The sequence below is a fragment of the Ectobacillus sp. genome, assembly GCF_056992975.1.
On the sequence record NZ_JBXKMX010000060.1, the window covers coordinates 1 to 11,032 of the forward strand.

General features: G+C 38.1%; 12 protein-coding genes. 6 read left to right on the forward strand and 6 right to left on the reverse strand.

From position 1 onward, the window contains the following. On the forward strand, positions 1 to 543 hold a 543-nt coding region (locus AC11ZT_RS03105), incomplete at its 5' end, for a YihY/virulence factor BrkB family protein (RefSeq protein ID WP_484058206.1). A gap of 199 nt (positions 544 to 742) precedes the next feature. On the opposite strand, the gene AC11ZT_RS03110 is transcribed toward AC11ZT_RS03105, so the two are convergent. Continuing rightward, positions 743 to 2,671: a heavy metal translocating P-type ATPase gene (locus AC11ZT_RS03110; protein ID WP_484058207.1), complete on the reverse strand. Its 1,929-nt coding sequence runs from the start codon at positions 2,669 to 2,671 to the stop codon at positions 743 to 745. 383 nt (positions 2,672 to 3,054) lie between these two features. Between AC11ZT_RS03110 and AC11ZT_RS03115 the strand changes: the two genes are divergently transcribed. After that, positions 3,055 to 3,657 carry a DedA family protein gene (locus AC11ZT_RS03115; protein ID WP_484058208.1) on the forward strand — a complete coding sequence of 201 codons (603 nt, stop codon included), beginning with the start codon at positions 3,055 to 3,057 and terminating at the stop codon, positions 3,655 to 3,657. Positions 3,658 to 3,706: 49 nt separating this feature from the next. On the opposite strand, the gene AC11ZT_RS03120 is transcribed toward AC11ZT_RS03115, so the two are convergent. The 4 genes from AC11ZT_RS03120 to AC11ZT_RS03135 form a co-directional block, all read right to left on the reverse strand. Then, positions 3,707 to 4,795, reverse strand: coding sequence for a phosphodiester glycosidase family protein (locus tag AC11ZT_RS03120; protein WP_484058209.1), 1,089 nt, complete (start codon positions 4,793 to 4,795; stop codon positions 3,707 to 3,709). A 474-nt stretch (positions 4,796 to 5,269) separates the two neighbouring features. Continuing rightward, on the reverse strand, positions 5,270 to 5,416 hold the full coding sequence (locus AC11ZT_RS03125) for a BH0509 family protein (RefSeq protein ID WP_484058210.1): 147 nt from the start codon (positions 5,414 to 5,416) through the stop codon (positions 5,270 to 5,272). A gap of 200 nt (positions 5,417 to 5,616) precedes the next feature. Further along, positions 5,617 to 5,763, reverse strand: a complete 147-nt coding sequence (locus tag AC11ZT_RS03130; protein ID WP_484058217.1) for a BH0509 family protein — start codon at positions 5,761 to 5,763, stop codon at positions 5,617 to 5,619. Positions 5,764 to 5,929: 166 nt separating this feature from the next. Continuing rightward, entirely contained in the window at positions 5,930 to 6,340 is a 411-nt protein-coding gene (locus AC11ZT_RS03135; RefSeq protein WP_484058211.1) for a pyridoxamine 5'-phosphate oxidase family protein, read from the reverse strand. Positions 6,341 to 6,487: 147 nt separating this feature from the next. Between AC11ZT_RS03135 and cax the strand changes: the two genes are divergently transcribed. From cax to AC11ZT_RS03155, 4 genes are all read left to right on the forward strand, one after another. After that, a complete protein-coding gene (gene cax, locus AC11ZT_RS03140; protein ID WP_484058212.1) occupies positions 6,488 to 7,543 on the forward strand; it encodes a calcium/proton exchanger in 1,056 nt (351 codons plus the stop codon). A 72-nt stretch (positions 7,544 to 7,615) separates the two neighbouring features. Next, complete coding sequence (locus tag AC11ZT_RS03145) at positions 7,616 to 8,230, forward strand: YczE/YyaS/YitT family protein (RefSeq protein ID WP_484058213.1); 615 nt, start codon at positions 7,616 to 7,618, stop codon at positions 8,228 to 8,230. 88 nt (positions 8,231 to 8,318) lie between these two features. Beyond that, positions 8,319 to 9,104: a YfkD family protein gene (locus AC11ZT_RS03150; protein WP_484058214.1), complete on the forward strand. Its 786-nt coding sequence runs from the start codon at positions 8,319 to 8,321 to the stop codon at positions 9,102 to 9,104. Positions 9,105 to 10,007: 903 nt separating this feature from the next. Then, the gene (locus AC11ZT_RS03155) at positions 10,008 to 10,451 is read left to right on the forward strand and encodes a GNAT family N-acetyltransferase (RefSeq protein ID WP_484058215.1); all 444 of its coding nucleotides are present in this window, start codon (positions 10,008 to 10,010) and stop codon (positions 10,449 to 10,451) included. A 27-nt stretch (positions 10,452 to 10,478) separates the two neighbouring features. Here AC11ZT_RS03155 and yfkAB read toward each other — a convergent pair. Beyond that, on the reverse strand, positions 10,479 to 11,032 hold a 554-nt coding region (gene yfkAB / locus AC11ZT_RS03160; protein WP_484058216.1), incomplete at its 5' end, for a radical SAM/CxCxxxxC motif protein YfkAB.

Consider the following 11,032-nt stretch of genomic DNA (forward strand, 5'->3'; position numbering starts at 1 on the left):
ATCAATTCCATTATGTATGCCTTTAATCGTGCGTATGATAGGAAAGAAACGCGCCCATTTTACATAACAAGAGCGATTTCGATTGTATTAACTATCGCGATGGTATTTATCATTATGTTTGCACTTGTTTTACCTGTGTTTGGAAAATTAGTCGGTTCTGCTATTTATGAGGTATTACAATTACCTGGGAGCTTTTTAGAAATATGGGGTATGCTGCGGCTCGTTCTTAGCTTTTTTGTATTATTTTTCGTCTTTGCCTTTCTTTATAAATTTGCCCCTAACCGAAAGTTGCACCCGAAAGAGGTTATGCCCGGAGCAGCGTTTGCATCAGTTGGATGGGTTGTTGTCTCCTATTTGTTTGCATTTTATGTGGAGAGATTTGGAAATTATGCGAGTACTTATGGCAGCTTAGGAGGTATTATTGTTCTCATGCTTTGGTTTTATTTCACAGCGTGGGTCATATTACTTGGAGGAGAGCTAAATGCTATGATTTATAGTGGACGTCATACAGGTAGTGATTTCCATACTAAAACGAAGGATTGATTCCCATACTAGTAATGAAAAGGGGGGTCATTTCATGAGTAAAAACTTACATGGAAATGCGAAAAATGATAAAAATCAACGGAAGCAACATAGTAGCTCACAGCCAAAGCACAAAACGAGTAGCAGTGCTAATGGTTCTAACGACTATCATTAACAAAAAGAGACTCCAGAGGAAATGTCCTTCTGGAGTCTCTTTTTGTTATTCATTTGCTTTTAATAAACGTAAGCCATTTAAAATGACGAGAATGGTGCTTCCTTCATGCCCAATTACTCCGTATGGAAGAGCTAAAAATTGGAGGAAGTTTGAGCATATGAGTAAGGCAATTACAGTTAGTGAGAAAATAACATTTTGTTTCACGATCACATTCATGCGTTTTGATAAACGAATGGCTTGGGCTAGACGTGTAAGTTCATTTTTCATTAGAACAACATCGGCTGTTTCAAGTGCAACGTCCGTGCCTTCTCCCATTGCAATACCAATACTTGCTGTTGCCAGTGCAGGTGCGTCATTAATTCCGTCACCAACCATCGCAACTGTTCCATACTTTTCTTTTAGTTCTTTAATTACTTCAACTTTAGTTTCAGGGAGGCATGATCCATAATACTCAGAAATGTTACCTTCTGCAGCGATTGCCTTTGCTGTTTGTTCGTTATCCCCGGTAATCATTACGGATTTGACACCAAGATCACTTAATTGTTTAATTGCTACTAACGTTTCTTGACGCAGAATATCCTTTAAAGCGATTAAGCCAACAATGCCTTGTTCATCGCTCATATATACGATTGTTTTTCCATCATCTGCAAGACGGGATGCGATTCCACCAGCAAATGTAGAAGCACCTTCTCCAACGAAAGCAGGTTTCCCAATTTTATAAGCGGTAGTATGAACAATTCCCTTTAGTCCAAATCCGGTTACATCTTCTACCTTTTCAGGTTTGATAAGGGTGACACCGTACTTCTCTTTCGCAAATTTCACAATGGCTTCTGCTAAAGGATGGGTCGAATGGCTTTCAATAGAGGCCATTACTTGAATCATTTCAGCCTCAGTAATTCCTTCACGTACAAATATGTCGGTTACAACAGGACGCCCTTGCGTTAATGTTCCTGTTTTATCAAAGGCAATAGCTTTTAAAGAAGCGAGACGTTCTAGGTGCACACCGCCTTTAAATAAAATACCATGTCTGGCACCGTTTGAAATAGCGGAAAGACTAGCAGGTGTAATGGAAGCAACGAGAGCACAAGGTGATGCAACCACTAGTAATATCATTGCGCGGTACAAGGTTTCATTCCAGCCCCAGCCAAGAGCATAGTGGGGAACGAACATCATTAATGCAACTACAGCTAATACAGCTTTTACATAAGTTCCTTCAAACTTTTCAATGAAAAGTTGGGAAGGAGATTTTTCACTTTGGGCACTTTGTACCATACGAATAATTTTTTGAAATAAAGTTTGGTCACTGCTTTTCGTAATTTTTATTTCAATTGCCCCGCGCATATTTACTGTTCCTGCAAATACATTATCATTTACTTTCTTTTCATTCGGAATAGGTTCTCCTGTAATAGCAGCTTCATCTATATTTGTTTCACCGAGAATGATAATACCGTCTGCAGGAATTCGTTCGCCTGGTTTCACGAGAATAATGTCTTCAATTAGTAAGTCTTTCACAGCAACTCGTTCTTCTGTACCATTTGAAATACGAAGTGCTTCTTCTGGCTGCAAATCGAGAAGGGCTGAGATTTCTTTTTTACTTTTGTTCATCGTGTATGTTTCCATCGCACCGCTAAGAGCGAAGATAAAAATTAAGATGGAACCCTCGGCCCAGTAGCCAATAATAGCGGAACCAACAGCAGCAAAAATCATTAGCATTTCTACATTTAAATCTTTATCCTCAATCGTTTTTGTAATTCCTTCTTTAGCTTTTGCATATCCTCCAATAATAAATGCAAGTACAAAGAACGCAACAGAAACGGCATTTGCTCCTTGTTTATCTAAAAGCCAGCCAATAAGAATGAAAACACCAGAAGATAGAGCGAAAATAAGGTCGTAATGATTCTTAAACGTTTCAATAAGTGAAGACTTGTTAGCATTTTCTTCTTTTTGTATAAGTGATTTAGCTTGATTGCTCATTTGTATTATCCCCTTTCTTTATCCTAATGAGAAAAAGAATCAAAATCGTCACCCCTAAAAAACACGAAAGCTGCCATCCGAATGGATAGCAGCATATTAATCTGTTCATGAGGTATTCGATTTGTATTTTCTTACACTGTGATTATATCATAAACTATTATGACTACAATAGGGGAAAGCTGGTAGATACTTATTTTTTTAGTAGGTTGTGGACAATAATTTGTAGAAATTTCGATAAAACTGGATGATAGTCTAAGTTGTAATATGTGATAAGAACAGATAAGATAAACACAGTATTCTTTTTTTAGTTAAATGATATTGATACATCGGATTTTGGATGGAACGATTGTATTTTTTAAAATAGGAGAGTGTAATACAATAGAATGGAATATCATATAATGGAATTTATTGTGCATTATGGATATGCGGGCTTAATTTTGATACTGGCCGGAGGTGTTGTAGGGTTACCGGTTCCTGATGAACTGCTTCTTACATTTGTAGGATATAACGTTTCCCAAGGGTTTATGACATACGTTAGTGCAGTTTTATGTGGTCTAATAGGAGCAATGCTTGGGATTACGCTCAGTTACTTACTAGGGAAACAGTTTGGTCTACCTTTACTTCAAAAACTTGGCCCCAAATTTGGAATTACGGATAAAAGAATTCAACGCACGCAGTTATTATTTGATAAATATGGTCCATTTCTTTTAATCATCGGGTATTTTCTACCTGGTGTTCGCCATCTGACTGCGTATTTTGCAGGCATTTCATCGCTAGGCTTCAGGCGATTTGCTGCCTATGCCTATGGAGGAGCATTCATTTGGGTGACATTGTTTGTTACACTTGGACTAAAGCTGGGAGATAACTGGCATACGGTAGTACGATACATTCATCATTATGGTGTTATGCTAACAATCACACTTTGCTTCGTTGGAGCGTTAATGTGGGTATACGTACAGGCAATGAAAAATGCGCGGGAAAGTTAAAATGAGCAAAAAAAACAAGATTGGCTTAGCCAATCTTGTTTTTTTTGCTTTATTTAGCAGCTGCAAGACCTGTGATTTCTGAAATTTTATCTGCAGGTTGTTCTTGACCGTCAATAGTTACGCTAACCTTTTGATTTGGATTTGCTGTGACAACCCATGCGTTCGGTAAGTAGCGAGATTTGAATTTTGTTGCTGGAACGTTAATAATATCCCCCATTGCATATAACGTAGCAGAAGCGCCACCGTCCATTGCCATGGCATTATAAGCGCCCTTTTCATATAATAAATCTTGACAATCTTTAATGGATGCGCCAATACTATGTGTTTGTCTTCCGTCAATGACTAGAAACATAAGTGTTCCATCTTTCTTTTGTGCCATGATGGTACGCGGACCATATCCCCAGCCACCGTTGCCGCTCGTAATCATTTTTTCGCCTTTTACGATCAATTGTGGCATAAATCCGGCTGCAGAAACGACACCTTTATTAAGAAGTTGTTTAGCAGAGTAATCACCGGTAATCATTTCTCCATATTTTGTTAATCCAGCAATTACGGTGTTTGAATTTTCATCTTTTGGTGTATTAATGATTTTACCATCTGCAATAACAATCCCAATTCCAACTGCACCGCCGCCGACACCTGTTTCATCAACAAATCCGCTTGCATTTACAGCAGCCAGTGCTTTTTCCCGTTGTGCCATTACATAAATCTTCTCACCGACATCTGCACCTTGTGTGCCTTGCTGATTAACAAGTTTCACATTAAGAGGGTTGCTTATTGTCATTAGCTTTCCTTCATAATAATGATCATCAAATTTTTGTTTCACTGTTTCAACGTTTATGGATAAAGGTAGTAATTTACGTCTATCAAGCTCTTTTTGGGATAAAGAGGTAACTGAATCATCACTATTAATCGTTTTCGGGCTATAAATATTTTGCAGAATAGCATCTAACTCTGCCTTTGGCAATAATAATAATTGTGCATATTGCCGATGCTGTGAAGTAAGAATTGTTTCAGCAGCAATTGTTCGTAATTGGTGACCATATGGTGTCGCAAATAAAATTACTAATCCACATATAATGATGCTTAATCCTGTTGTTAAAAGAATTTTCAGAGAAAGGATTAGCTTTCGTTTCATTCATAAATCTCCCTTCGTATCACACATAGCAATGATATTGCTACAAAATATAAGTATACAAATAAAAAAAGTAATAGCAAGTTAAAAAATCACAAAAAAAAATGTATATAAATCATCTTCCGATATAGCTATGTATAATAATTCACACCCACTCAAAAAGTATAATTCTTCATGGCATGGGAGTATAGCTAATTGGGAATGAATGTAGAGCAAAATGAAATAGGTTGGAAAATCATAACTGTCTAAATTTTTATACAATCTAAACAATATAATATAGATGGTTTCATAACTATTCAATTACAGATGTGTTAAAGTTTCATGTAGTTCTACCCATTTCATTGTAATATTTGTATTGTAGCGTAAGATACAATACTAACGATAAGGGTTGTTTTCTGATTCATTTGTATAATAAAAAGGAGAAGGGCAATTGCACCTTCTCCTTTTTATTGGATATTTCCTTGCAGTATAACGATATTACTCTGCAATTTCTTCAAGTTGAAAATACGTTACGTTGTAGATGTGCTCAACTTCTTCGTCTGTCATATACGTCAACTCTTCACGTTGGAACCCTCTTTGCTTTTGGATAAACTCGATCATGTTTTTACGTTCTTCTCTTCTCATTATAATTTCCCCTCTCCTATTGTTTTAATACAGTTTATTTTATTTACGCTTATTATATAACAGATAAAGCAACGAATGCTACAACTTTTTAAAAATTCAGAATTGTTACAAGAAAATAACTTAGAGTACATGAGGTTTTATTTGTTTGTGCAGGAACTGCTCATTGGATATCGTATTGGCTGAAGGAATCGATCAATGACCTACTCTGCAATTTCTTCAAGTAGAAAATATGTTACGTTGTAGATGTGCTCAACTTCCTCATCTGTCATGAACGTTAGTTCATCACGTTGGAACCCTCTTTGCTTTTGGATAAACTCAATCATGTTTTTACGTTCTTCTCTTCTCATCATAATTTCTCCTCTCATCCTGTTTTAATACAGTTTATTTAAGTTGATATTATTATATAACAGATAAAACAAAAAGTGCTATACTTTTTTTAAAAAAAATTACAAATTTTTATAGAGAAGGAATTAATACGGGCTAATGTAATGGAAACAGGGGGGAGATCCCCCCTTATAAATCAAGCTTTTCTGGAGTTCCTGCTTTTTCAACTAAATAAATATGAACAGGAGTTATTTTTACTAGCACGTAGTTTGGATCATCTGGTCCTTGTAGCCAGTGATGGAGGGCATTATTCCAAAACTTTTGTTTTAAGGTCTCATTATCCTCCAGATTAGCTGTTCCTTCAATTTCAACAAATGGATCGTCCCAGTTATTATTTGTACTTCCAACTAGAACATGAACATGATTATTTTGCTTAATATCTGCGATCTTCTTGGATTGACGATCGGCTGCCATGTAAAGTGTTACGTCCTCGTGAAAAAGCATCATAAAGCTACTATGAGGTTTATTATCACGAATGGTAGCCAGTACCCCTGTTTGTCCTTGTTCTAGTACACGTAATACCTTTGCCTTTAAATCCATAGTTAGCATTCTCCTTCCATTTTTGTTTCCTTGTTACTTTCTTCTAGAAGGATAGTTTTTAACCAAACTGCAGAGAAATTTTACGAAATTTTGTGAAGAATAATGATAAAATGAAGATTATTAATAGCAAGGAAAGGCTGGGAATGAATGTTTAATAAACTGTTTTTATTGTTTGTAACAATCGGAATTCCGCTATCAATTGTAGGGAATGTACTCCACTTGCCAGATACGATTATGTTTGGCGTATTTTGTCTTACAATAATTGCACTTGCAAGCTTTATGGGAAGGGCAACGGAAAGTTTGGCCATCGTATCAGGACCACGGATAGGTGGATTGTTAAATGCAACGTTTGGAAATGCAGTAGAATTAATTATTTCCATCTTTTCTCTGAAGGCTGGATTAACAGAAGTGGTTCTTGCTTCGTTAACAGGATCCGTGCTTGGAAACTTATTGCTCGTTGCAGGTTTATCCTTTTTTATTGGGGGATTAAAATACAAACGGCAATCCTTTAATGTATATGATGCCCGTCATAATTCAACACTACTGATCTTTGCTGTTGTTGTTGCGTTTGTTATTCCCGAGGTGTTTTCACAAACTTTAAATGAGGGAAAAACATTAACGCTTAGTGTTGGTATTTCTGTAATCTTAATTCTTCTATATCTCGCAGGTCTATACTTTCGACTTGTTACACATCGCGGTGTGTATCAGCATCAAGAAGATGTGGCAACAGAGCATGAAACACCGGAGTGGGGTAAGAAAACAGCAATTGGTGTATTATTTGTCGCCACTCTAGCGGTTGCGTATGAATCGGAATCCCTTGTACATACATTTGAATCGGTAGCGAAAACATTCGGCTGGTCGGAACTCTTCATCGGAATTATCATTGTAGCAATTGTTGGAAATGCAGCAGAGCATGCTTCTGCAGTGTTGATGGCAATCAAAAATAAAGTGAATGTTGCAGTTGAAATTGCAATTGGTTCCACATTACAAGTTGCTATGTTCGTGGCACCAGTTCTCGTCATCGTATCCATTTTGATGCAGCAGAACATGCCGCTTGTATTTACCTTACCAGAATTGATTGCCATGATTACTGCTGTATTCTTAACCATTTCCATCTCTAACGACGGGGACACGAATTGGTTTGAAGGCGGAACACTGCTAGCTGCCTATATCATTATGGGAATTGGGTTTTATCTTCTATAAATAGGCGGGATTTTTTGTAGCAATGAAAAATATAATAGGTAGTAAATTAAGAAAAGCTTAAGGGAGAAACGAATGAGAATTACGCGCTTCGTCTTTTTTGTGATAGGGTTGCTTATATTGACGCTAGGGGTTAGCTTTACATTGAAGGCTCATTTAGGAGCGGGTCCGTGGGATGCATTGTCTGCGGGACAATCTCAAACGATTGGTTTTACGGTTGGAACATGGGTTATTATTAACGGAATCGTCTTACTGTTCGTAAACGCATATTTATTAAAGAAAAAGCCAGAGTTTTTAGCGGCTATCACATTTTTTCTGATTGGGACGCTAATTGATTTTTGGTTATTACGGGTGTTTAACAGTTGGGATCTTAGTGACTTAAGCCAGCGCGTCATCGTACTTATCATGGGAATTGTGCTAATTGCGGTAGGGGTTGCCATGTATATGCAATCGCATTATCCCGCAAATCCAATTGACAAGCTTATGCTTGCCTTGCAGGAGAGATTCCAACTGCCATTAATGGCAGCGAAGACGATAGCAGAAGTTACAGCACTTATTTTAGCATTCCTAGTCAAGGGACCAGTAGGGATTGGCTCGCTATTTATTGCATTTTGCATTGGTCCCATTATTCATATTCTATTTCCAAGGATGAATCGCTTCCTCATAATGGTCGGCTCTATTTTAAAATAGAGTCTTTTTTTTATGATTTTTTTGGCATAACGAAGCAAGGAGAAGAAAACAATAATTATGATACTTCATATGAAAAAGGAGATGTTGTATGAAACGTACAAAACATGTCATTATGTTTTTCATTCTTTTGTTTAGTTTCTCGTTTCCATTTACAGTGTATAGTAGTGAAAAAATTCCGCCCTCTGTAGTGGATATATCTAAGGAAAATACGTATCCGAATGCAACGCAAAATGTACCACGATTGCAGCCAAGCGAGTTCGCCAGTAACTTGTTGAAATCATCACCGGTCCCTATTGAAAACCCAGATTTGATCCGGATGCTAAATGAAAGCTCAGTTGCAAATGCGCCGCTGGCGGTTGGGTATAAAGCTAGAATTTACTTAGGGCAATGGCCGCTTCATTATGAATCCGCAGAAACTGTCGTGAACTGGGAATACCAACAAATCAACAAAAACTATGTCGATAATAGAGGAAACGGAAATTTTGTACAAATGACATATAACCAGGATATGCAGCGCATTGTACGCGGAGGATTATCTGCAAACGTGAAAAACGCCGATGAAGTGAAAAAAATGATGATGCTAAAGGCAATGGATAAAACGCATTTACCCCTTGCATTTCAAACAGTTGTTGGATATGGTACGAAAACTAGCCGCGTTTACAATTTACCACCAAACAATATTGGTTATCTTTATGCCTACGCACCATTTGTAAATGAAAAGGGGAAAATTACATTTGGAGAAGTTTTTCTTGTGTTAAAAGGAAACCAACGCAAACTTGTCATTGAAAACGTAACCTCACAAGGAATCGGAGCATGGATTCCGATACAGGACCGTCTGTCATTTGGATTTTTGGCAACAACGAAACCGAGATGATACATAAAAAGATATAATTCCTTCAATTAGTTGAAGGGATTATATCTTTTTTGCTACCTACATATAGTGAAGTGCTCGAATCGTATTCGCTTAGGGGGAAAGCATGTGAGTGGTAACAAAAAGAGATTGGATTGTGCCCACTCAGGGGGAAAAAGCATGTGAGTGGTAATAAAAGAGATTCGATTATGCCCACTCAGGGGGGAAAGCATAAGAGCGGTAAAAAAAGAGATTCGATAGTGCCCGCTCAGGGAGAAAAAGCATGTGACTGGTAATAAAAGAGATTCGATTGAGCCCACTCGAGGGGGAAAAGAATGAGAGCGGTAAAAAAGAGATTCGATTGAGCCCACTCAGGGAGAAAAAGAATGAGAGCGGTAAAAAAAGAGATTCGATTGAGCCCGCTCAGGGGGGAAAAGAATGAGAGCGGTAAAAAAAGAGCCCGGATAGTGCCCGCTCGCGTGGAAAAAGCCTATGAGCGGTAAAAAAAGAGCCCGGATAGTGTCCGCTCGCGTGGAAAAAGCTTATGAGTGGTAAAAAAAGAGCTCGGATAGTGCCTGCTCGCGTGGAAAAAGCTTATGAGCGGTAAAAAAAGAGCTTGGATAGTGCCCACTCGAGGGGGAAAAAGCTTATGAGCGGTAAAAAAAGAGCTTGGATAGTGCCTGCTCGCGTGGAAAAAGCTTATGAGCGGTAAAAAAAGAGCTCGGATTGTACACGCTCTGGAGGGAAAAGCATGAGAGCGGTAACAAAAAAGCACTAACAGTAAAAAATTCTATCACATCTATTTTCGAAGTCCGTGCTTTCTCAGTGTCCTCTAACAAAATCCTCCCCTTTTCCTATTATGCTTGACCCGTTTCCAAATGAATCCCATACTAGTACTAATCATAGAAAATAGGGAGGAGAATGGGCATGAGCATAGCAAATGGTTTTGTGATTTCGACTAACAAAGAGTATCTTGACATCGATGTGATCTATCAGTACTTACACGACGAATCTTACTGGGCTAAGGGGATTCCTCGTTCCATTGTTGAAGAATCGATTGCGAATTCAGTCTGCTTCGGGGTGTATCAGGAGAAGGATGGAGCATACAACCAGGTGGGCTTCGCACGTATGACTACCGACTTAGCTACCTTTGCTTATATTGCTGATGTGTTCATTCTTAGGGAGTTTCGGAATTTGGGTTTAAGTAAAGCGTTAGTGCAAACGATGCTTGATTATCCAGGAATACAGAACGTTCGCAAGGTTTTATTAGCAACAAGCGATGCACACGGCTTATATCGTCAATTTGGGTTTCAGGAAGTGGAAAATAAACAATTATATATGGAAGTAAAACGGAAACACTATGATAAATAGCCGCAGCATTCGCTGCGGCCCTCAACTTTACAACAATGCTTTTTTCTCTAAAAAATTTTCGTCTGGATAGTAGCTATTTTTCACAAGGATGTTCGGACCGAGACATTTGACAGAGGAGCAATGACAACTAATAGATTTCGCCACTGCTGAGTCTTGCCATGTTTTATACGCTTGCTGCAGCGTATGTGTTTGAATATTGCCGAGAACCGGAATGTCGCCAAAGTCTGTCACGATGATGTTGCCATCGAAAATGTTTACGTTTAGGCGAGAGCGGCCATCTGGATCATTACGAACTGTTACGTTTTTGCTTTCGCGAAGCTTTTTAATGATTGCTTGGTCCTGTTCATCTGTGCTACATGCATAAAATGGAAGGGTACCAAAAAGCATCCAAACCTTATCGTCCCGAATATCAAGCAGGTGGGAAATGGCATTGCGAATTTCACCTTTTGTTAAAATTTCTAATTTGCTGGCAAAATCACTTGGATACATTGGATGTACTTCGTGTCGTTTACAACCCATTTCTTCTACAATTTGCTTATGAATATGTTCGATGTGCGGCAACGTACGTTTATTTAGCATCG

What these genes read in the sequence shown, in the direction of transcription:
- AC11ZT_RS03110 (WP_484058207.1), bottom strand. Translation starts at nt 2,671, where the DNA reads ATGAGCAATCAAGCTAAATCACTTATACAAAAAGAAGAAAATGCTAAC.
- AC11ZT_RS03115 (WP_484058208.1), top strand. Translation starts at nt 3,055, where the DNA reads ATGGAATATCATATAATGGAATTTATTGTGCATTATGGATATGCGGGC.
- AC11ZT_RS03120 (WP_484058209.1), bottom strand. Translation starts at nt 4,795, where the DNA reads ATGAAACGAAAGCTAATCCTTTCTCTGAAAATTCTTTTAACAACAGGA.
- AC11ZT_RS03125 (WP_484058210.1), bottom strand. Translation starts at nt 5,416, where the DNA reads ATGAGAAGAGAAGAACGTAAAAACATGATCGAGTTTATCCAAAAGCAA.
- AC11ZT_RS03130 (WP_484058217.1), bottom strand. Translation starts at nt 5,763, where the DNA reads ATGAGAAGAGAAGAACGTAAAAACATGATTGAGTTTATCCAAAAGCAA.
- AC11ZT_RS03135 (WP_484058211.1), bottom strand. Translation starts at nt 6,340, where the DNA reads ATGGATTTAAAGGCAAAGGTATTACGTGTACTAGAACAAGGACAAACA.
- cax (WP_484058212.1), top strand. Translation starts at nt 6,488, where the DNA reads ATGTTTAATAAACTGTTTTTATTGTTTGTAACAATCGGAATTCCGCTA.
- AC11ZT_RS03145 (WP_484058213.1), top strand. Translation starts at nt 7,616, where the DNA reads ATGAGAATTACGCGCTTCGTCTTTTTTGTGATAGGGTTGCTTATATTG.
- AC11ZT_RS03150 (WP_484058214.1), top strand. Translation starts at nt 8,319, where the DNA reads ATGAAACGTACAAAACATGTCATTATGTTTTTCATTCTTTTGTTTAGT.
- AC11ZT_RS03155 (WP_484058215.1), top strand. Translation starts at nt 10,008, where the DNA reads ATGAGCATAGCAAATGGTTTTGTGATTTCGACTAACAAAGAGTATCTT.